This window comes from Bacteroides sp. 2_2_4 (assembly GCF_000157055.1).
Classification (GTDB): Bacteria; Bacteroidota; Bacteroidia; order Bacteroidales; family Bacteroidaceae; genus Bacteroides; species Bacteroides ovatus.
Window position 1 is genome coordinate 462,619 of sequence record NZ_EQ973358.1, and the last position, 22,347, is coordinate 484,965.

The 22,347-nt window shown below is 44.4% G+C and carries 26 protein-coding genes; all 26 read left to right on the forward strand.

Features of this window, described 5'->3' with window-relative positions; genetic code table 11:
- The coding region (locus BSCG_RS17660; protein WP_032849438.1) for a hypothetical protein at positions 1–229 on the forward strand (229 nt) is incomplete at its 5' end.
- Positions 226–576 (forward strand): hypothetical protein, encoded by a 351-nt coding sequence (locus BSCG_RS17655; RefSeq protein WP_008775593.1) that lies wholly within the window; start codon positions 226–228, stop codon positions 574–576. The genes BSCG_RS17660 and BSCG_RS17655, both read left to right, overlap by 4 nt.
- Entirely contained in the window at positions 573–929 is a 357-nt protein-coding gene (locus tag BSCG_RS17650; RefSeq protein ID WP_008775594.1) for a hypothetical protein, read from the forward strand. Before BSCG_RS17655 ends, BSCG_RS17650 begins: the two co-directional genes overlap by 4 nt.
- On the forward strand, positions 926–1,300 hold the full coding sequence (locus BSCG_RS17645) for a hypothetical protein (protein ID WP_008775595.1): 375 nt from the start codon (positions 926–928) through the stop codon (positions 1,298–1,300). The genes BSCG_RS17650 and BSCG_RS17645 overlap by 4 nt, the downstream gene beginning before the upstream one ends.
- Positions 1,301–1,313: 13 nt before the next feature.
- Positions 1,314–1,547 carry a hypothetical protein gene (locus BSCG_RS17640; RefSeq protein WP_004303384.1) on the forward strand — a complete coding sequence of 78 codons (234 nt, stop codon included), beginning with the start codon at positions 1,314–1,316 and terminating at the stop codon, positions 1,545–1,547.
- A 156-nt stretch (positions 1,548–1,703) separates the two neighbouring features.
- The gene (locus tag BSCG_RS17635; protein WP_032849439.1) at positions 1,704–1,931 is read left to right on the forward strand and encodes a hypothetical protein; all 228 of its coding nucleotides are present in this window, start codon (positions 1,704–1,706) and stop codon (positions 1,929–1,931) included.
- A gap of 18 nt (positions 1,932–1,949) precedes the next feature.
- Positions 1,950–2,297 (forward strand): hypothetical protein, encoded by a 348-nt coding sequence (locus tag BSCG_RS17630; RefSeq protein WP_008775597.1) that lies wholly within the window; start codon positions 1,950–1,952, stop codon positions 2,295–2,297.
- Between the two features lie 20 nt (positions 2,298–2,317).
- Positions 2,318–2,743, forward strand: coding sequence for a hypothetical protein (locus BSCG_RS17625; RefSeq protein WP_083793653.1), 426 nt, complete (start codon positions 2,318–2,320; stop codon positions 2,741–2,743).
- A 76-nt stretch (positions 2,744–2,819) separates the two neighbouring features.
- Entirely contained in the window at positions 2,820–3,098 is a 279-nt protein-coding gene (locus BSCG_RS17620) for a hypothetical protein (protein ID WP_008775599.1), read from the forward strand.
- Between the two features lie 4 nt (positions 3,099–3,102).
- A complete protein-coding gene (locus tag BSCG_RS17615; protein WP_008775600.1) occupies positions 3,103–4,467 on the forward strand; it encodes a hypothetical protein in 1,365 nt (454 codons plus the stop codon).
- Positions 4,460–5,161 carry a hypothetical protein gene (locus tag BSCG_RS17610; RefSeq protein ID WP_008775601.1) on the forward strand — a complete coding sequence of 234 codons (702 nt, stop codon included), beginning with the start codon at positions 4,460–4,462 and terminating at the stop codon, positions 5,159–5,161. Before BSCG_RS17615 ends, BSCG_RS17610 begins: the two co-directional genes overlap by 8 nt.
- Positions 5,145–6,095: a DUF6712 family protein gene (locus BSCG_RS17605; protein WP_008640097.1), complete on the forward strand. Its 951-nt coding sequence runs from the start codon at positions 5,145–5,147 to the stop codon at positions 6,093–6,095. Before BSCG_RS17610 ends, BSCG_RS17605 begins: the two co-directional genes overlap by 17 nt.
- Before the next feature lie 9 nt (positions 6,096–6,104).
- On the forward strand, positions 6,105–6,917 hold the full coding sequence (locus tag BSCG_RS17600) for a hypothetical protein (RefSeq protein WP_008640098.1): 813 nt from the start codon (positions 6,105–6,107) through the stop codon (positions 6,915–6,917).
- The gene (locus tag BSCG_RS17595; protein WP_008775602.1) at positions 6,914–7,348 is read left to right on the forward strand and encodes a lysozyme; all 435 of its coding nucleotides are present in this window, start codon (positions 6,914–6,916) and stop codon (positions 7,346–7,348) included. The genes BSCG_RS17600 and BSCG_RS17595 overlap by 4 nt, the downstream gene beginning before the upstream one ends.
- On the forward strand, positions 7,345–7,785 hold the full coding sequence (locus tag BSCG_RS17590; RefSeq protein WP_008775603.1) for a hypothetical protein: 441 nt from the start codon (positions 7,345–7,347) through the stop codon (positions 7,783–7,785). Before BSCG_RS17595 ends, BSCG_RS17590 begins: the two co-directional genes overlap by 4 nt.
- Before the next feature lie 164 nt (positions 7,786–7,949).
- Positions 7,950–8,195: a hypothetical protein gene (locus BSCG_RS17585; RefSeq protein ID WP_032849440.1), complete on the forward strand. Its 246-nt coding sequence runs from the start codon at positions 7,950–7,952 to the stop codon at positions 8,193–8,195.
- Positions 8,188–8,634: a DUF2335 domain-containing protein gene (locus BSCG_RS17580; protein WP_008775605.1), complete on the forward strand. Its 447-nt coding sequence runs from the start codon at positions 8,188–8,190 to the stop codon at positions 8,632–8,634. The genes BSCG_RS17585 and BSCG_RS17580 overlap by 8 nt, the downstream gene beginning before the upstream one ends.
- Positions 8,635–8,748: 114 nt before the next feature.
- Entirely contained in the window at positions 8,749–9,159 is a 411-nt protein-coding gene (locus tag BSCG_RS17575) for a hypothetical protein (RefSeq protein WP_032849441.1), read from the forward strand.
- 33 nt (positions 9,160–9,192) lie between these two features.
- A complete protein-coding gene (locus tag BSCG_RS17570) occupies positions 9,193–9,498 on the forward strand; it encodes a DUF4160 domain-containing protein (RefSeq protein WP_004303371.1) in 306 nt (101 codons plus the stop codon).
- A gap of 6 nt (positions 9,499–9,504) precedes the next feature.
- Entirely contained in the window at positions 9,505–9,744 is a 240-nt protein-coding gene (locus BSCG_RS17565) for a DUF2442 domain-containing protein (RefSeq protein ID WP_004318202.1), read from the forward strand.
- A gap of 5 nt (positions 9,745–9,749) precedes the next feature.
- A complete protein-coding gene (locus BSCG_RS17560; protein ID WP_004303369.1) occupies positions 9,750–9,977 on the forward strand; it encodes a helix-turn-helix domain-containing protein in 228 nt (75 codons plus the stop codon).
- 343 nt (positions 9,978–10,320) lie between these two features.
- Entirely contained in the window at positions 10,321–14,622 is a 4,302-nt protein-coding gene (locus BSCG_RS17550) for a phage tail tape measure protein (protein WP_032849442.1), read from the forward strand.
- Between the two features lie 9 nt (positions 14,623–14,631).
- On the forward strand, positions 14,632–16,785 hold the full coding sequence (locus tag BSCG_RS17545) for a hypothetical protein (protein ID WP_008640107.1): 2,154 nt from the start codon (positions 14,632–14,634) through the stop codon (positions 16,783–16,785).
- A gap of 43 nt (positions 16,786–16,828) precedes the next feature.
- Positions 16,829–17,038 (forward strand): hypothetical protein, encoded by a 210-nt coding sequence (locus BSCG_RS0127425; RefSeq protein ID WP_004318206.1) that lies wholly within the window; start codon positions 16,829–16,831, stop codon positions 17,036–17,038.
- Positions 17,035–18,201, forward strand: a complete 1,167-nt coding sequence (locus BSCG_RS17540) for a hypothetical protein (protein WP_008775610.1) — start codon at positions 17,035–17,037, stop codon at positions 18,199–18,201. Before BSCG_RS0127425 ends, BSCG_RS17540 begins: the two co-directional genes overlap by 4 nt.
- Before the next feature lie 9 nt (positions 18,202–18,210).
- On the forward strand, positions 18,211–22,182 hold the full coding sequence (locus BSCG_RS17535; protein WP_083793654.1) for a hypothetical protein: 3,972 nt from the start codon (positions 18,211–18,213) through the stop codon (positions 22,180–22,182).
- Positions 22,183–22,347 lie beyond the last annotated feature (165 nt).

Genomic DNA, 22,347 nt, shown 5'->3' on the forward strand with positions numbered 1-22,347 from the left:
CACAAGCTACGTGCCTTCGTTCCGTACTGGTAGCACGGACGTAAACACGATCCAACATCGTTATTTTCAGGAATTGGAAAAAGATTGTTCCGTAAACTCGGCTTCCGATGCTTATTATTTATCTGCTATTGCCTGGTTCTGTCTAACCTTTATCTTTCCGCCGGCTGTTATCGGTGCAGTTGTTTGTGTGTACCGGGCAAAGAAGGTACAGAAAGGAGGCCGAAAATGACATCCTATTTTATAGAGCTTAACGAGTATAAGCCACAGAATCGAAAATGTGCTGAAATGGCAGAGTTTGCAAACCAGTTTGGTAATACGCTTTGCCCTGACGAAATTTCCTTCGATGCTTTTAAAACTGAACTGGAAGCAAAGGTAAAGGAGCTGAACGAGAAATACCCTAAAACAATGCCGTTGAAAATATCTTCCGGCATCGGATTTATTCACATAGATCAGGACACTAAAACACATAATAACGGCTGTGACAAGCCTGTAGCCTATTTTTTTATTTACCGGGTTAAAAGAATATATAGGTTTTCAGAGCGTCCCCAGATAGAAAAGAAAGGAGGTGCCGAATGATATATACTGAATATCAGCAAGTGTTACTTACCCAATTACAAAACAATGATAAAAGAATTGAGGAAATAAAGAAGGAACAGGAAGAAATACAGGGGATGTTTCTACAAGAAAGTAAATTTAAACCGGGTGATCTGGTACAGGTTGATTATAAAATAAGTAATGCTACTTTTAAAGTTCGTGGCTGGATTTTCCGGATTACATTCTGGAGGAATCGCCCGTATTATCACCTGAATTTACCCAAAAAAGACGGTTCCCGCGGATTAAGGGTTAAAAGTATATGCGACGGGGTACTGGAAAGTATAACAAGTATTTCACATATTAAATTAGAAGACTTAAAAGGAGGTGCCAAATGAATACAAATAATTCTGATATCCTATTTTTCGTTAGACGTGAATACGGTGCGCCTTCCATTGAACTAAGAGCATACAAGGTGGAGAAGGTTAACAATGAGTTTGCTTTCCTCGAACTTGAACGTTTACGGTTGGTTGTTTTTTCCGGTGATTTTCAGTCTGTATCACTTCATCACGAGTACGGTAAAAACAACTGTATGTATAATAGTGCTAATAATATACCGGATTTGATGAAAGACATGAAGAGGTGGCAGTTATCGCCCATTGATAGACGTAATTATGAACGGTTTAGAAAAGTCGCCCTCGGGATATACCGGCAGGCCGGAATAATTGATTTCACTACCTTAGAGACTACACCGATTAAAAACGTTTAAAGAAAGATTTGTTATGAAAGACATAGAAGTAAACGGCGCACATATAACAGATGAAAGTGCCGAAATATTGAAGCAGTGGCAAGTTAAGACGGAGCCGGTTTCCGCTTGTTACATACGAGTAATAGAGGAAACGATCGACGATTTGACCGATGAAGGGGGCGAACCTCTTTCCGCTGAAAAAATAGTAGAAAGAATCAGAACTTTACGTATGATGAAAAAAGACATCGAAAAGCTGTCTAATCCTTAATATTAATAATTTAGCATACCGGCTGAAAAGGCAGCCGTTGGGTTTAAGTCCCAGGTTAGGGTTTGTTTGTGCCGGGGTGGTTCCCGGCACTCTTTTTTATGTCCTTTTCGTCCGTTTCCGTTCTTCCCACCTTTGCAGTAACCAATGATTCAAATTATGAAAATAGGAACTGACAAATGGAAGCATTTCGGAATTAATTACGCTATATGTGCCCTGTTGGGTAATTATGGTGTTCCCTTTGCCCTGGGCGCTTCACTGGGTAAGGAATACGGGGATGAAATGTCCCCTTGTAATAAATGGGACTGGAAGGATATTCTGGCAGACCTGGCCGGGATCGTGGCGGGTTATTTGACGCATGTATGTATCGTCCGGACTATAATGTAACATTTTAACTCTACCAATATGACGGAAACGATAATTACAGCGATTATTACGGCTCTTTGCACGGGTGGCCTGACATGGCTATTCACTCTCCGATATACCCGTAAACAGGCGGAAGCTGACGCCATGAAGTCAGTACAGGAGGTTTACCAGGGACTGATCGAGGATATGAAGAATGACCGTAAGGAACTGAAACAGCGGATCGACGATGTAGAGAGCCAGTACCGGGAACTCCAGCAGAAATGTAACGAAATGGAAAAGGATATCAGGCAGAACGCCCGTGTAATGGATATCATGAAACCGTTCCTTTGCGGGGTGAAGAATTGTCAGAATCGTAAATCTATCACTTTTGACACTAATAATAATTAACGACCTAATAAACATGAGACATGGAATCGTACACCTACTTATTTTTATTTGTTTTGCAGCTTGTTTTTACAGTTGTCGTTCTCCTCGCTCTGTTACACGAAAAACGGTTACAGAAGCAACTGGAGAAGAAAAACAAACAACTACTGACGGAGTTATTGAACTTGCGCGGAGAGATTCGAGCCATGAGGAGCACGTACTTAACGTTTACCGGGAAGATAGTACGCATATCCGTATCGACTACGACAGCCTCGGAAGAATTAAAGAAATTGATTTCAGTAACCGAAAAACTGAAAAAAGAACTGGAAAGAATCAAAGCAGTTCCCTCCGGGATCATAAGGAAACTACCAGTCAGGCGGAAACAGCCGTTACCCGTAAATTCGACGTTAAGCAACAAAGCCAGGAAAAAGAAAAGACTACAAACGGGTGTAGCCTATGGACGTTCCTAAAATTCATGTTTTTCTTTCTATCCTTCTGCCTAGTACATGATAACTGGAGCAGTATTAAAAACTTTGTCCGCCGGCTATGGAAAAAATGAACCTTTATGTAGCGGTAGAACAGATGAAGCGGATTACCATTTCCGGGGGGACCTTTTCTATCAAGTTCCGGAAATGGAACCGTCAGACGCGGGACGGCGGCGACATGGTGATACTCACGGCCGCCCGTTTGAGGAAAAAGGCGACGGATGAAAGCATCGAAAATTCAAGCTATAAACTATTCCTGACGGACACCGCAACGGGCCGGCCGATGAATTGCTGGGAATGTCTGGTAATGGAGTTCAACGGGAAAAGAATAACGATTTAAGATTATGGAAATAAGACGAAGTGGTAACTTTGGAATTATAGATACCGGCACTGACAAGGGGTTGATCTCCTTTTCTATCGGTGGACGCGGTAAAGGTTGGGAACCTTCCAGCATCCAGTTAAACCGGCGGGGGGCTTTCTTTTCGCGTAAGATCAGCGTAAACGGTACCTTTATCGTTCCCATAGGTGACAATAACGACATGCCGGGCGAGGTCATGCGTTTACTGGATAAATTCTACGCCGGTGAAGGCATTATGGGTAAAATAGCCGGTTTGCAGTGGGGAGAAGGCCCGCGGCTGTATGAGGATGCAATCGACGAAGAGAATAACCGTTTTTACCGGCGTTGGAAACTCGATCCGGAAATAACCGCCGACCTGGAGTCGTGGGATTACACGACGGTTCTTCACCGCTCACTCGTAGACTTAACACACATGCAGGGCTTTTTTATAAAGTTTGTCCGGAACCGTGCGCCACGTGTGGGCAATCCCGGGCGTTTGGTACGGCTGGAACATATTCCCTACCAGAAGGCCCGCCTGGTATATCCTCCCGACGGTGAGGATGAACCGCAGGAAGTACTTGTGGGCGACTTTCCTTATCCTGATCCGGCTTATACTTACCGTTACCCGGTCTTTGATCCGGGCCACCCGTTCAAATATCCGGTTTCCGTGAAATACTATAATATCTATTCCTTTTGCAAGGATTTCATGAGTACGCCGCGTTTTCTGGGTGCGCTTGACTGGCTGGAGCTTGCCGGCGGTCTGGCCGCTATCCTGATCGCCTATAACGAAAACGCTTCGGCCATTTCCCTGCATATCGAATCGCCGCAGTCTTACTGGGACCGCGCGGAAGCACGTATAAAACAGGTTTGCGAGCGTACGGGCGAGAAATACATGGCCCAGATGCTGGAAGATTTCAAGGACGAAGCTATGGAGAAATTCGCCTCCAACATTACCGGAAGGCAGAACGCCGGGAAATACATGCACACGACCAAATTCTGGAATCCGGAAGCGAATAACTTTGAGGGCTGGACGGTGGAACCGCTGGATAAGAAGATAAAGGATTATGTGGACGCCCAAATTAAGATATCAAATAAGGCGGACGCGGCCGCCACCTCCGGCTTCGGTCTTGATCCGGTACTTTCAAACCTGATTATAGAAAACAAGCTTTCTTCCGGATCGGAAAAATTATATAGCCTGAAAGTGTATAACGCTTCCGAAACGGCTATTCCGGACATGATCCTTTGTAAACCGTTACAGCAGTATATTAATGCCAACTTTCCGGGTACCGTAACGAAAGTAGGGCTTTATCGTACCATAGTGGAAGCGGAACAGAATATTTCACCCTCTAACCGTATGAAAGAAAATGCGTAGTCTGTTTTTCACACCGAAAGCGGAAGATGTACCGGAAGAACCGGTAAGCGACCGGCAACCGGAAGAGAACCGTGCCGACAACATCTCGGACAAGCATATAAAGGCACGCCGGACGAAAAACGTTCATTTTGACCGGCGGATAAAATCGGAGCTGCACCTGGAAGAGTGTTTGCCCTGGCATTTTGAGAAAGGGGCGTCTTATCACTGTATCAGTCATGGGGACGTTGACAGCCTTACTTATCTTCGTGTGATCGTGAAGCAGCAGCCGGTGGAATATGTTCTGATTTCTACCTGGTGTATGGCAATTACCGATGTTAAGGAGGTGGAGAAATGGCTGGAGAGAAAAGACATAGGGCACGCAGATTTTTATGTAGGTGAAATCTTTCAAGGTTCCTACGCGGATGTTTATTTATACCTAAAGAAGGTGGCGGAACGTTTCGGATCACGTGTCTGCATCTTCCGTAACCATGCTAAAGTAATGGCCGGTTTTGGTAACGCTTTTGATTTTGTAATAGAAAGCTCGGCCAATGTGAACACCAATCCGCACACGGAGCAGACCTGTATAACGATAGATACCGGGCTGGCTCGCTTTTATAAGGAGTTCTACGATGAAATAAACAATTTCACAAAGGATTTTGATAATTGGAAACCATATACCCTAAAAAGAGATCGAGCAAATGACGAAGTTATTTAATAAAGGTAGTGACGGGGCCGGTGAAATAGTCCGTGTCCTGGGCCTGATCGATAATGATCTTGATTTTACCAAGTGGGAACCTATTATACCGCTGGGGATTCGAGATTTACAGGCTATCATCGGAACGGAACCCATAGACGCGGTAGATAAGTATTACCGTGAAGATCATGCGGACGTTACGGAACCGGACGGTATGGCGGAAACTTTGCGGCTGATGCAGCAAGCGGTGGCGATGTTTACCTGGTTAAAGGTCATTCCCACTTTGGACGCACAACACGGAACGGCCGGACGTGGCAAACACTTGGGAGAGAATGAAACGGGCATGACCGCTTTACAGGAGTTCAAGGATGAAGAGAATATCCGGAACCTGGCTTATGAAGCTGTAGACGCGTTGGTGGAGCTAATGGACCGCGAAAAGTTTGATTTCTGGATGAACGGCATTAAGAAAAAGGCTATAAACCGGCTTCTAATCCAGAATAAGGAAACGTTCGATGAATATTACAATATCGGTAGTCACCGGCTTTTCCTGGTGCTTATTCCTATGATCCGGGAAGTTCAGGACGGGCAGATAATACCTGTTATCACCCGGAACCGTTATAATAAACTGATTGAAGGCGATACCGTTTTAACGGAGAAATTGCTGGAGTATGTACGCCGCCCGCTTGCACTTCTCACTATAAAAAAGGCCGTTGAACGTTTACCGGTGGAAGTTCTGCCAAGTGGAATCGTACAAGTACAGCAGAGCACAACCGTACGGGATAAATTGCGGGCGGAAAAAGAGGCCCGGCAATCGGTTGCTAACAGTCTGGAGCAGGACGCGGCGGCTTATCTGGATGTATTGCAGGATATCATTAGGGAACTGGATGCGCAGTCGGAAACGGTGGATTATTATATACCGGGTGTTACCGTACAATCCAAAGGAATAACTTTTTAATGTCCGGACATGGAGAAGTTTACATATAATAGTAAGACGGTAGAGGTGCCTTCCTGCCTGGATGAAGTCAACAGTGAGCAGTACCGGCAGTTTCTTATATTGTCGGTACTGATGAACCGCGGTACGATCAACCCCGGACAGTTCCGCGTAAAATGGCTTTCTTTCCTTCTGGGCATGAAAGCGGATTACACCATGTACCGGCGTGAGATCATCCGGGAGCTGGACGGCCAACTGGAAAAGCTGGACGGCTTTTTCTCTTATACAACCGGTAAGGAGGGCGAGCGGATCGTTACGCCCATTCTGAAAACCGGTCGTAACCTGATGCAGGATTTCGGGGGCTGGCATGGTGTCGGTGACATGCTGAACGGTCTTACTTTCGGTAACTTTTGTGATTGCCTGGATTTGTTGCAGCAAAGCAAGCAGGCGGCAGCAGAAAAAGACGATCCGGCTATAAATGAAATCTTCCAGGATATTACGTTAAAGCTTTACCGGTACAAGGACCCGGAGAAGATGCCGGCCGTTCCTTCCTTGCTTGCCATTCATGCGGTAAACTTCTTTTCCGCTGTTTGGGAAATGGTTCTTTCCGGACCGGTTTATATCGGTGGTGAAGCTATCGACTTTCGGATATTGTTTCAGAAGCTGGCATCCGAGGACCGGAAGGCGGACGATAAAACCGGTTGGACCGGAATAGTCTTTGAAGTGGCGGCTTCCGGTGTGTTCGGTAATAAGAAGGAGGTGGACGATACGCCCTTTTGGGATGTATTGCTTTATCTGTATAAATGTAAGTTTGAGTATTTACACCAAAAACGTAACAAGAAATGAGAACAACAACAGGAACAAAAAACAAGATCAAGAAATTTGAAGGGCTACGCCTGAAAGCGTATGTATGTGCCGCGGGAGTATGTACGATCGGTTACGGTCATACGACCGGTGTAAAACCGGGTGATGTTATCACCGAGGCCCAGGCCGACGCTTTCTTTGAATCGGATATCAGGGCGGTAGAAAACCAGGTAAACGCGCTTCCCCTTGATTTGGGACAGTACCAGTTTGACGCGGTAGTAAGCTTTTGCTTTAATGTAGGTATCGGAAAATTAAAGAAATCAACGCTTTATAAGAAGATCAGAGCAGATGCGTATGATTCATCCATACCGGCAGAGTTTAAAAAGTGGATATACGGAGGCGGTAAGATTCTTCCGGGGCTTGTCATCCGCCGTGAATGGGAGGCGAAACGTTATCAGGGATTGACGATATGATAGATATAAAGGTTTACCGTGAATACTGGGAAGGCGTGCAAAAACGTATTCCTGAAATAAAGAAGGTGCTGCCCGTTACCATTGACGAGGAAATGAGTAAGACGATACAGGGACTATCTAAAGAAGAATGTCCGGTGCTCTTTATTCTGATCCCGTCGGGAACGGGTGCCAGCCTTTCGGCTGACAATGTGAGGGAAAATAATTTATGCGTTATTTTCCTTATGAGCAAGTACGATCCCCAACGTAAAGGGGCTTATGAGACTATCGAAGAGGTGCAGCCGGTTATGGAGCGTATCAAACAAATGCTGATAGAAGATTCTGCCACCGGTTGCCCTGTCACTAAGGAACTGGATTTAACCAGCCTTTCCACTCTTCCGGAATCCGGATTTTACCGGACGTTTGCAGGGTGGAGCCTGGCTTTCTCATTTAAAACATAATAGGATGAGCAAAACAAGCTTTCTATTATGATGATTGTTCTTTGATGTGCTGATTTTTCTGCTCAAATTTTAGTTAATAACGGGGAATTTGGTTAATTATTTGCATTTTATTGAAACAAAATCTTTTGATTGATGTTTTATTTCTATATTTGCAATATAAAAAAATGGAGGTAAGTATGTGTATTTTGAAAGAGGTAGGACGTTTTATAAAAAATGGTGCTTCAACATTCCGTAATGCTTCCCAAGGAAATTATAAACAGAACTCTGGAACTATTTCTGAAATTAGAAAAGAAATTATGGAAAAGAATGGAACCAGGAGTGATGATAAGAAAAATCTTATGGAAGACAGAAGGAAAATTGAAGGAGATGTTCGTAAATCTTTTGATGAAATAGTACTAAACAATGGGTAAGCAAGAAATAAAACAACGCGAGACACAAGTAGCAACGGGTAATGGAATAGGTAAACAATTGGAGCAAACTTATACTGTCGATGATAATTGTTTGCCATCTGCGCAAGAATTGGCTGCATATAAAGCTATTGATCCTAGAATTGTCGATTATCTTATTGAAGCTTCTGTAAAGGAACAGGACCATCGACATAGAATGGATAATAATAAGTTGAATATTCTTAAAAAGGCTGATAGGAGGGAAGGAAGGATAAATTGGTGGGGCATGTTTTTTGCATTTCTTTCTATTGTTGTAATGACAGCTCTTGTCGGATATGCTCTTTATCTAGATAAACCTTGGTTTGCTGGATTTATGGGTGCAGGTACAATTATATCAGTTGCTTCTATTTTTTATAAGAATAATGATACTAAAGACAAACCGACAGGAAGTGTTAAGAAATAATTTAAGATTTTAGTTTTAATCTTGAAATTAGGCGGTAATTTAACATTTACCGCCTTTTTAATTTGAGCGAAATCTAAGTTCAGACATTTTATAGAAAACAAATACAAATTGCTTATGACCGAAAATTTTAAAACGGATTTTTTTACCAACCGGATCGGGCGTGGAATACAGGACATATTTCAAGCCCAACTGGATATCGCTACCAAACGGATTTATCAGAAAGGCCGTGAACGTAAGAAAGTACAGGGAACCGGGGAGATCATACAAGGGCGATCCGGTGCATTAATGGCCGCACTACAGAACCCGAATTATTCGGTCATTCCGGACGGCGAAGGGGTAATCGCACATTCTAACCTTCCATTATATACCCGCTTCCTGGATATGAAGAAACACGGTAATTACCAGATTTATAACCGGCAGATATACGGGATTCTATATCATGACACACTCGGGAAGATTAAATATGAATATCAGGATTATGTAAGGGAAAGGATAAAAGAAATGTTTGCCAGTTCGCTAAAATAGGTAATAAAATTAATACCTAAATATTTGTAGGTAATGATTTTATTACCTATCTTTGTTTCAGTAACCAATAAAACAAAGTTTATGCCTGAAATTTGTAGATTCTTCGGTATTATTATATTCCTCTATTGGAAAGATCATAATCCGCCACATATTCATTTTACTTATGGTGATTATGAATGTTCTATTAGCGTATTGGATCGGATTGTAGACGGTCAGGCTCCAGCTAAAGTTATTGCAAAAGTAAATGAGTGGATTAACTTGCACGAGGCAGAAATACTTTCTCTTTGGGAAAAGGCCCAAAAAGGGGAAAAAATAGATAAAATTGAACCATTAAAATAAACGCTTATGTTACGGGTTATAGATGTGGATTATATTAGGAATTACGAGCTTCTTGTTACTTTCAGCGACGGGAGTAAAAAGATCGTAAATTTGGAACCTTATCTTACAGGTGAGGTTTTCGGGGAGTTATTGGATAAGGAAAAATTTGTTCAATATGGTTTAACCCGTGCTACTATTGAATGGGCCAATGGTGCCGACCTTGCACCGGAGTTTTTATATGAAATTGGTATAGCTGCATATTTTTAGACCCTATGAATGATTGTTTAGCTATTCAAGATAAGAAGGAAGAAACTTTCTTATATCGGATTTTTATTTCTCACCCGGAACTAAATGCTTCTGCGGTGGCTCGACGTATGGGAATAAGTCAAAGCCTTATGTCTCAATATATAAGTGGAATAAAAAAGCCCTCACAAGAACGGGAGGCCCTAATAGTAAATACTATTAAAGATATCGGTAAAGAACTAACGATGATTGTATGACATACGAAGATATTTTATTTTTGATCGGCTTTTTCCTGGTAATATTTTTTTTCGTAGGATGTAAGCATAAACCGGCTACTTTATCCGGGTGGCTTGCTTTTGCCTTTCTTTCCTTTATCGTGACGCCTCTTATATCGGTTCCTCTAACCTGGTACATTTGCTGGATGATAGATCGGGCAACAATTAAGGATAAAGAATGTTTTGATCCTTCGGATTTTACCTTTAAGAGATAAAATACTTTCTTCTTAGTATAATAAGCCTGTAGAATGGTTCTACGGGCTTTTTTTGTGTCCTTTTCCGCCACTTTACACCAGGATAATTTTGCCTTATAAAATTTACTCTTATGGCAAAATTAAAACCTGACTATATCGAATGGGTGTTAACCCTGAACGCCTCCGATGCGCAGAAGGAAATACATAATCTTTCAGAAAAGAACAAGGAGCTCCGGGATAGCAATAAGGAGATAAAAAAGGCTATGACCGATTTAATCGCCACCGGGAAAGCTGGCGGTAAACAATGGAAAAGGCTTGATGAGCAACTGAAAGAAAATAATAAGACGATCGGCGAGAATAACAAGAAGATTGCCGAATGTGAGAAACGGCTGGATAAAACCACCATGAGTGCCAACCAGCTGGCAAGGAAGGCAAACGCCTTGCGGAAAGAGCTTCGCGATACGGTGAAATCCTTGCAGCCGGAAAAATATGCCGCCCTGGAGAAGGAACTGAAAGAAGTTGAGAAAGCATACGGGCAGGCCACGAAAAAGGCGGAAGGTTTCGGCGGTTCCCTTCTTTCCCTGAATAAGATAAAAACGGTTCTGGCCGGTGTGTTTGTCACTATCGGCGCAATGATAACCGGACAGATTGTCGGCGGGCTAAGGGATGCGATCAGTACTATTATAGAGTTCGAGAAGAAAAACAGTACTTTGGCCGCTATTCTGGGAACCACGAAAAAGAGTATCAAGGATTTAACAGATGAAGCGCGCCGGCTGGGTGCTACTACTTCTTATACGGCCGCACAGGTAACGGAACTTCAGATAGAGCTTGCCAAGCTGGGATTTTTTAAAGAGGATATTAAAGCGATGACGCCTTCCGTGCTGAAATTCGCTAAGGCTGTGGACACTGATCTTGCCTCGGCTGCTACGCTTGCCGGTGCAACATTGCGTATTTTCAACCTTGATGCGGAAGATACGGAACGGGCACTTTCTACTATGGCAATAGGTACAACGTCTTCGGCCCTGAATTTTGAATACCTGAATAGTGCAATGTCTACCGTCGGCCCGGTTGCTAATTCTTTCGGATTCACAATCGAGGAAACGACCGCCCTTTTGGGAGCTTTGGCAAACAGCGGTTTCGACGCTTCATCGGCAGCGACGGCAACACGTAATATTTTGCTTAACCTGGCTGACAGTAGCGGCAAACTCGCGCTTGCTCTTGGCGGTCCGGTTAACAACCTGGATGATCTGGTAAAGGGACTTAAAAAACTAAACAGCGAAGGAATAGACTTGAACAAGGCCCTTGAACTGACCGATAAACGTTCCGTTGCAGCGTTTAACACTTTCCTTAACGGTACCGATACCGTGCTGGCACTTTGCGATGCGGTAACAGGTGCGGAAGACGCCTTTAATGCTATGTCCGAAGAAATGGGTGATAACGTTCAGGGTGCATTAAACCGGCTAAGTTCAACTATTGAAGGGGTAGTTTTACGTTTCTATGAATCAAAGGGTATTCTCCGGGATTTAATAGACCTTGTTACGCTTATGGTGGAAGGTGTGGGTGGTATGATCGACATGTTTAATAAATGGGGTGTTGTCACTTATACCGTTACCGCTTATTTGGTTTCCTACTATGGAGGACTGAAAATCGCTACCATGTGGCACGCCCGTTTTAAAACGGCGACCCTTGCTTCGGTCGTTGCAGAGAAAGCGCACGCCGTACAGCTTTATATCAGCCGGGCGGCTACTCTGGCTTATGCGGCGGCCCAGGCATTGCTGCACCTGAATATTAAAAGATGTACCGCCGCCCTTCGGTTAATGAGGATCGAACTTTTGAAGAATCCATATACGGCCCTGCTCGCGTTACTCGTGGCAGCCGGTGTTGCTATCTACCAGCTTGCAAAGAAGACGGAACAGGCTTCGGCGGCGATGAAGGCCCACCAGGAAGTCGTAAAGAAAGTGAATGAAGAATATGCCAGCCAGGAAGCAAAAATAAAAACTCTTGTAGCTGCTATCAATGACGAGAACCTTTCCAACTACACCCGTAAACAAAGGCTCGCTGAATTAAAAGAACTGATACCGGATTATAATGCGGAATTGAATGAAGAAGGCAGGCTCATAAACAACAACAAGGAGGCTATAGATCAATATTTAGTTTCCTTGGAAAAACAAATCAAGTTGAAAGCTTACCAGGAGGAACTGGAAGAATTGTACAAGAAAAAAAGGAATCTTGAAAGCCAGGAATCAGAGCAAAGCGACGCTTACTGGGACACCCGCCAGCAAAATACATTGTCAGGATATAACCGGAACAGTCTTACCGCTAAAATAAGCCGTTTATTTGGTACGGAAAAAGAGGCTAACCAGTTGAAAGCCCTACAGACGACACAGAAGGATTTGGCCGGTATAGAATCAGCAATCGCCCAGATCAATAATGATATCTTAAAAACAGAGGCGACGGCCACTTCATTAACCGGGACCAATAAAGAAAATATAAATACTGAAACATCCCTTATAAAGAAACTGGAGGCCGAAAAGAAAAAGGTTCAGGAGCAATGGGCGGAAGACAGCGAAGCGAATATCGCCAAGAAAAACAAGGAAATAGAACGTATCGACGCCGAAATAAAACGTTTAAACGAACTGGGGAAGGTCAAAAAGAAAGTGGAAGCCGGGGAGTACAAAAATACGGAAACGGCCGCCACATTAAAGCCTCTGGAGATCGAGCACGAAAAACGTATGCTTCTAATCAAAGAGAACCGGGAAAAGGAAAATAAGACGGAAGCCCAGTATATTCTTGAAGGGACGGCGGAAAACCTTCGCTATTACCGGGAACGTATTGACGCCCTCCAGAAGCTGGAAGCAAAAACGCCGGCCCAAAAGAAGAAGTTACTCGATGAAATCCACAAGCTCGAAACGGAAGCGCAGACGGCCATTTTTACGGAAACCGGCAAGCAGGAGGACGCCCGTATAAAACTGGCACAGGAGAAACGGGATGAACGGTTAAAGATCGAAACTGCCTATTACAACGTCCAGAAGGACACCATGGAAAAAGCGGTATTAAACCAGAGAATAACGCAGGAAGCCGCCGACGCCTATATGCTGGAAGTTGAAGCGGAGCACGCCGCAGAACTTCTGGAGATAAACCGTACTTACCAGAATGATATTGCCGCTTTGGAAATTACCGGCAAACAGAAACGTATAGAAACAGCGACGGAAGCGGCCGACGCCGTGCGTGAGTCTGAAATGAAGTTATTGCGTGATCGGGCGGCCATTGCCCAAAAAGTACGTGAAATAACTTCCGTTCCGGTAGGAATAACCGGTATGCAGGAAGCACACCGGAAGCAGGTTCAGGATGTAGAAACGACTTATAATGCTATAATTGAGATAGCGAGGCAGGCGGGAATTTCTACCGTTGGTTTGGAGAAACAGAAACAGCAGGAAATTAGCCAGCTTGAATTTGAATACCAGAATAGTTTATACCAGATTCAATCCCAGATCGGCGTATCATGGGCACAGGAATACCAGAATGAACTGGCCCTGTTAAAGAATCTGCACGATCAGGAATTAATAGATGAAAAGACATACCAGCGTAAAAAGCTGCAAATGCAGATGAATAACGCTAAAAAATTCTTTGACTATTATTCCGGTCTTTCCTCTTCCATGGTGGAAGCCATTCAGCAGGCCGAAATCGACCAGGTGGAAGCAAAATACGATGTTCTCATACAGGAAGCCGAGAACAACGGGGAAGATACTGCCGCCCTGGAAGAAGAGAAGGAAAACAAGAAACTGGAGATTCAAAAGAAGTACGCGGATGTAAACTTTGCTATCAAGTGTTCCCAGATCATAGCAGATACAGCCGTTTCGATTATGAAGGCGTACGCGGACCTCGGGCCGATTGCCGGAACCGTTGCTGCAGTAATGCTTGCGGCTACCGGTGTGGCCCAGCTTGCATCGGCCAAGGCAGAACGGGACAGGATCAAAAATATGTCCTTGAAAAACACCACCGGCAGCAAGACCGCCACGGCTGAACGTGTTGTTTCCGGTTCTTCCGGTGGTGGGTATTATGAAGGCGGTTACACCGGTCCCGGCGGGCGTTATGAAGTGGCCGGCGTGGTTCATAAGGGGGAATATGTGGTACCACAGCCGGAAATGAATAATCCTAAAGTAATCGACGCCGTTAGCACTATCGAAGCGATCAGGCGGCAGCGTACCAATGCCAACCCGTTACCACAGAATCCGGGTGAATATTATGAAGGCGGTTACGTCACTTCCCCTGCAGGTGATTCTTTCTACCGGGAGTTCCTGGAAGCGGCAAAGGAGCTTCGCGCCTCCTGTGAGGCTATCAAATTGATAAAGGCCTATATCGTTTACCAGGATTTGGAGAAGGCCAAAGAAACTATAGATAACGCCCGCGACACCTTTACACGCGGAAAATAAGTAATCATTATGCTAAAGATTAAGACGAACAAAGGTTATCTGGATTTAGGGGGTGACTTTACCGTACAGATTGACGAGAAATCCCCCGTCATGAACGACCGGGGATCGCAAACCGTACCGGTCACGGTTCCATGTACCGGCAACAATGCTAAAATAACCGGTTTTGCTCACCGTCTCGACATGGGTATAAAGCCGATGAATGAAGATCAGGCATGTACGGTATTGGACGGAGCATATAAACGTACCGGGAAGATAAATATTGTTTCCGCCGGTAAAAAAGAAGGTATTACCCTTAACATCGGCTTTGACAATTCGGAAGCCTACAGCGCATGGAAAGCAAAAAAATTAAATGCTATTACATTACCAGTGAAGGAGTATAGCAGCGTTAATTCTCTTTGCGCACATTTGCAACAAGTTTTAGGAGGTTATCAGACTGATTATGCCGTATTTCAGATTATGACCGGTAACGATTCGAAAGATAATCAGTTTTACCCTAAATACTTGAACTATATCACACCTGTATCAGAAGGAAGCAAAGTTTATCGGTTACGTTATCAAGCAAGAACAGAAACTTTTTTAGTAAATGGAACTCCGACTGCAGTAACACTTCCGGAAGGTTACGGCGTGACAGCCTTTTTATATGTATGGCGTGTACTGGAACTTGTTTTTTCCGAATTTGGATATACAATAATGGAAAATCCTTTTAAAACAGATAAACAACTTTATAACTTGGTAATCCTGAATAATGCGGCCGACTGTTGTGTTAAAGGAAAACTTTCTTACGCGGATTTGATGCCGGATTGTACGGTCGAGGACTTTTTAAACGCCCTTTATGTGCGTTTCGGACTGGTTTATAATGTTTCTTCCGATACGAAAACGGCCACTTTAAGACTGATCCGGGATATTGTGGATGATGTTCCGGACATTGATTTATCCCGTAGCCTGACAGACGAACCTTTAATAACTTATGAAACGGCCCGGCAAATGAAGTTATCGGCCAAAACTTCCTTTACCGGTGCGGCCCCCTCTGTTGAAAGACTTGAAGATTACTTGAAAGATCAGAAAGTCGCAAGGTTAACTAAAGTTGATGTATCTAAAAGGGTGATACATCTAAATTATGAGGAAACAACAGGACGGTGGTTTAAATGGGATGAAGATAATAACCGCCTTACTTATTCTTCATCGAGTTTCTTTTCCTGGGATCGGAAAACCGACAATATCGAAGATAACGAATTAACCAGCGACGACGAATGCGTTCCAATGGATTTTGCCCCGAATGATATTCTTTCCCCTCAATATCTTGCTGATTACGTGCACCGTTACACGTATCTTAAAACTTCCTCTAATAATAACGATGAAGACTCGGAGAAGGTGGAAACACCGTTATCCTTCGTGTTTGCGTTTACGTCTTCCCAAAATAGTAAATATCCTTTCGGTTCTGTGTTACCTTACACCTCTGACGCCGAAGAGGTTATATTAAGAGACGGAAGCAAGCATACAATGTCGCTATTTTTTCAATATGATAATGGCCTGTTTTTTAACTTCTGGAGGAAATACGACGCTATATTAAGACATTCATTCAATAAGATAGAGGCAAACGTTTTGTTACCGGTTCACCGGCTTACGGGTATGGATATCTTAACACCGGTAATACTTCGAGGACAATATTTACTTTTTGACGGGCTTTCTTATTCTCTTCCGGCAAATAAGATTGTACCCGTTGATCTGACATTAAGAACACTCCGGTTGATTGGTCCGTACGATTTGGATAAGGAACAGGAAACACCCGTTTTTGGTTCCAGGCTTTTTACGTGGGAATTTATAAGTTCAAATATAGAAACAGCCAAAGAAAATGAAAGGAACAGGATTTTACAACAGGCGAGGGATGAATGGAACAAAAGGCCGACCGCTGTGAACGAAATGAAATCAATAACTTACTCGCTTGACGGATATACAACTCGTAATGATGATAAATACTTGGTTGAAAACTATCCCCAGGAAGCGGGAATTACATTACAAAGGAACTATAAATGTAAAGCGACAGCAATAATAAGTATTTACTACGAGCCTGGAAGTTTTACTCCCGGTACATATCGGGATGTTACGTATGAATCCGAATTTGAATATACAGATACTTTTGTTTCTGTTGTCTATTCCGGTTAATCCCGTCCTTTATTCTTCCTTTGATAAACCCAACTTTTGCACCATGGAAAAGCAGAATAACATCATCCTTGCCCCGTCTTCTTCACAGGTGACGGAGCTTTATAAGCTTTGGAGGGAAAACCATGCGGGGCGGCTCTCGGACTTTTACAAGTTCCTGACGTCTCCCACGGATCAGCGCGACCGTTTCCTCTCCGGGCTTGAAAATAAGAGTGAGTTTAACGGAATATTCATCGTTAACACCTTTGAATTATGAGTTTGACAGCAAGCATCGACCCGACGGAAAACGCCTTTACCAGAAATCCAGTCTATCTTTCGGTAGAAACTACTTCTATGGTGACGTATAATATTATGCACTGTTTAAACTTTGAATACCGGAGGTCTTTATTTACCGGCAACGGTAACGGAAGTTTCAAGGTAAATATTGCCGAAGTTCTGGAAACAGTGTTTGAGGATATCCCCGTTTTAAGTGGAAGTAGTGATATATTGATAAACCTTTCCTCCGGCTGGTACAACAAGGCTACTATCATGATTATCATGCAGAATGAAGAAGCGGAAACGGAAACCCTGGTTTTAGCCGCCTGGCGTGGAGGTATCGGCAAACGGGCTTTTAAGAAGCTGCATGAAGAGGGTAATAATATCTTTTCCTTGAAGTTTCTGAATGAATCCTGTAATTTCTTCTTTACCACCCGGAGCAACGACTGGCGTATAACGATGCGCGAGACGGAGCTTTACCCGCTCTGTTTCATCTATCCGGAGCATGAGCTGAAAATAACGGAACTTCTTACCGGGCAAAGCCTTGCAGTGCCAGGCCGGGTAGAGAACTTTTGCGCCTTGAACCTGGAGGCCGTAAGACTTAAATTCTTTACCGATTACGGGGTACTGGGCAACCTTTTTGACGTGTATAGCGGTGAAACGTTCGCCTGCCGGATCGGGATCGAGCAAAGCCCGACGGTCCGCGAGCATTACCGGCTCCGGTTCCTGAACAGTTACGGGGTTTACGAGGTGTTTTCCCTGGAAGGCGAGGCGAGCGTAACTCCCGGCATGGATGAAGACGAAGACGCTGTTTTCCGGCGTTACGATGAAATTACCGATGATTATTATTCGGATCGCATACGGACGGAGATACAGGAAGTCGTAACGATTAAGACGGGATTCAGACGCCCGCAGGAAATACGCTTTCTTCTTGACCTGCTTTCCTCCGATGATGTCTACCTGGCAGGTTACGGCCGGGAAGAGATCAAAGTAATTCCTTCGGTGGAAGAGTTTTCTTACCGTGTCCGTCCGGACGCGCCGCAGAACGTGACGTTAAAGCTCACGTTTGCCGACAAGGAGTCCAACTGGACGGGAGAAATCACGGAAAGCGGCTACCGGAAACCGCGGGTTCATTCCAAAGAGTTCAGCAAACAATTTAATTAATGTATCTATATGGCAACACAGGAGTATATCGATGATCTTATTATAGTCATTGAAACCGCGGAGGACGCGGAAAGCGTTACTAACCAAATGGTGGCGGCGGTTCTTGATCACTTGAACGTGAACTTGAAAAAGGTTTCCGAAAGTAAAGAAATCCAGGCGGAGGAAGCCTCCCGCATTGCCGCCGATGCAGCATTGCAGAAGGCTATAGATGCCGTTTCTTTACGTATCGACCGACTTGTCGGTAATAATGCTTCCCAGGCAATCGACAATTTTAACGAAATTCTTAATTTTCTGAACGGGCTTAAAGACAGTGATTCGTTGGCCGCATTGCTGGCTGATATCAACGCCCGTATCGGCAGGGAGGATGGCTCACAGAGTGAGGACGGTTCCGTTTGGGGGGAACTGAAAAGTCTGTCCCAGGATATTTCCAGCTGTTCCGAGGATATAAGCACATTGCAGATAGACCGTGACGGGATGAAACTGGAGCTGGCGCTCGCTACCGGCCGTATCGATGAAAAGGTGGAACAGGCTGTCAATGAAAAGACCTCCAAACCGCTGACAATATCGCCTTCCGAGCACAAGGCCGGCGTATATAATATGGGGGGTGACAAGATAGACATATATGAAAGAAGCGTCAGGCTCCAGGAGTTGCCTCGTATCTCGGGTGTGACAAAAGAGTATGTGATAGCGGATGAACCGCTTGGATTCGGCATTTACGCCAATATTGACTCTTTTGTCATTTCATCGGGAAAGGGTGTGAATCGGGAATTCTTCAACTTCAGTTATGAGATTACGCGGTACTACATAAACGCGCAGCTACAGTCCTGTGTGGCTGTCAGATGCAAGGATGATGTGAGCGAGGAGGTGTCCGGCCTGCTTCATGTCCAGTATTGCAAGTTTTTTGGAGACGTGGTGGAATTTGACATAGTACTCCCGGGCTCTGTGGATAAGTCGGCCGTATCTCTGGAAATCCCCCCTTTGAAGTTCAACAAGAAAATGGCATTCAGCTACATCACGGATGACAGTTACGCCATTTATCAGTATATTTTCTCTGCCATCAATAAACGGTTGGTTGCTAAAGAATTCAAACTTCCTGACGGACGTGTTTTGAGTTATCATTTGGGGATGCAGGGAAATCCCGAATTTGACCGCTATGTTTCAGGCGGCTATTATCCGGAACATTTTGCCCAGTGCACGGACGGTGCCGGCGTGAAACGCCGGTACGCCACGACCGTCTCCGCCTGGGCTGACAAGCTGAAAGACCAGTATATCGGTCAGGATGTCGGGATGCACTGGCCGTGGACCTCCGAGAAGGAGTTCAAGTTCTATTTCGATTTCGGGTTCATGTGCGCCTACCATGACCTGATTGGCTATGAGATTGATACGGTAAACACGCAGGAGGAGTTTGACAAGTGTATGTCGGATACCGTGGCGTTGTTCAGGGAATATGTCGGACGTGTGCCCAAACTGATGGTTGAACCGAACGGGGATCATAAGTATATCAGATTCTGCCGTGGCAATGACACCGTGCAGATGATCACAGCCCAGGCGGGCGACCCGAGCATAAGGAAGGTGTATCCTTTCAAGCCGGATTTTTCATTGTCTAAGGAGGATGTGACCGTAGAACGTCTGTTCGCCTATGGGAATGACATGACTTCGGATAATGACAATCCGAAGTATGCACAGGACCTGCTGGATATCCTTTCCGGGGTCAATACCACAGCGGATCGGAACACTATATACTGGCTCATCGGTTCGGCCCACCGCAGTTCACACTGGGAATCCGTACTGATAAAGAAGATACATGAACTTTACGGGGACATCGGGAATGACTCCCTCTGGTTCCCGACATTGGAGGAGTTCTTCGAATACTGGTATATGAGGGAAAACACGCTGTCTGTAAAGAGTGTAACGGAAACGGGGGTACGTTATAGGATGTATGTGCCTAAAGGGGCTAATTTCTTTTTCAGGGATTTGTCCGTGCTCATATCAGGAATTTCTTCTTTGGAGGGAGTGTCTGTAACATCCGGTGACAATGTGTATGGAACCTCATTCGCTATGAATGACGGCAAGCTGCTGGTCAACCTCGACTTCAACCCGTTGCTGATGGAACGTGTGAACAAATATGTGGAAGCTTTTGAAGCTGATTATAATGCGGAATACGCTTATGACGACGCCTATTATTTTGTACAGATGCTGAAGGACGGTTTGAAAGAACCTTATCTGGCGAGAATCAATAAATGGGTGTCACCACCTGTACTCGACTCGTTTGTGATCAACTCCGGGCAGGAATTCACTCAAGAGAAGAATGTGACACTGAACATAACATACAGTGGACAGGCTCCATCGCATTATATGGCCAGCGAGAATGCCGGTTTTGTCGGAGCGTCATGGGTTGAATATGCCGCGAATCCGACATTTGAGTTGTCAGAAGGATTCAACGCGAAAACGGTTTATGTCAAGTTGAAGAACGTATACGGGGAAACCGGAACGTTATCCGACGGAATAACGCTGCTTGAGCCGACACTGACCCTTAACGGCATCACTATTAATGACGGGGCCGCCTCTACGATACAAAGGAATGTGAATGTGGCATTTGGTTATGTCGGATACCCGACTCATTATATGATTTCTGAAAGTCCATCATTTACAGGTGCTACATGGGTGGAATTCACTGAAAATCCGATAGTGCAACTATCCGCATCCTATGGCAACAAAATACTGTATGCAAAATTGAAAAATGTCACTACTGAAACGGTATCCAGATCAGCCGCCATCGAGTTGATAGATACTGTTACGGCACGGTTGAACAGTATTACTATCAACAATGGTGATGCCAGCACGGACTCCGGTATTGTATCGGTTAAGTTTGAGACGCTGAATGCCATCACTAAATACAAGATCGGCAGGCAGGCGGATTTGTCTGATTGTGCAGAGTGGATTGTGTGGGCTGGTTCGACAGTTCAATATGACTCAAAAATAGCGGATGGCAATTTAACGGTATATGCGCAGGTCGGAAATGAGACTACGGAATCTTCAATCAAGTCTGATTCGATTTTGGTGGTACAGCCTGTTGTCCTGGCAGGCATAACACTGGCGGATGGAAAAGAAGCTTTTGCCGGCTATACCGTGCCTGTCTCATTTGAAGTCAGTCAGGGGACTCCAACACATTACAGGTTGGCGGAAACAGCAGCAGAGTTAACGTCTGCAAATTGGCTGGCATGGAAAGAAGGTGTTACTTATAAATTTGCTTCAGTGGGCAGTAAGACGCTTTATGCGCAGATGAAGAACACGGTTTCAGAATCGGGTGTCGTACAGGATTCCATCAGCCTGACGGCCCCCCCGGTTAAAGCATTGATAGCCTTTAACGGCACGACTAACAATAATGTGGATTATCCTGTTGTCAACGGGGACACCATTAACCAGACGGTAATGGCCATATATCATGGCTATGAAGCCGGACAACTGAAAGATAGCCAGGGGAACCTCCTGCCGTGGTATATAAATTACAATTCTGGTAAATACGTGGCCAATGGTGTTTTCGCTGATAACAGTGCGAATAACTATAGTTGCGATACTACGGCTGATGATGACGGAATATACCCTGCACAGACATTTCTGAGATGTCAGTCATCCATGAATAATGTTACTGATGGCAGCAGGAAGTTAAGGATTTCCTTGAACCTTCCGGCCGGGAACTATAAGGCAAGAATTCTCTATTCCCCCGCTAATAATTTCTTGTTGGAGGAGAAATACAGGGTCAATTCCTATTATGGCGTATTTGCCGGGGAAATACAGTTGGCAAAGGCAAATGTCGGAACAGTAGGTTTCACAGGTAAAGGAAATAACCAGTATAATAATGAATTTGAGTTTACCGTTTCCACTAAAGGAGACATAGATTTTGCGGCATGGCAGGAAGGAGCACCCGTTCAGGGTTACAGGCCGGGAATGAATTTAATCGAACTTACAAAACTACCTTGATATGTATGTCCGGAAGCAATCCAATATGGACATTTCGGGAAGGTATACAAAAAGGCATCTTCTATCATCACTGACTGAAGATGCTTTTTACAAACATAATAACAAACATAAGTTAAATAAAGACTCTTGTTTGAATCCTATGGTAAGCAATTCATGCAAATATAC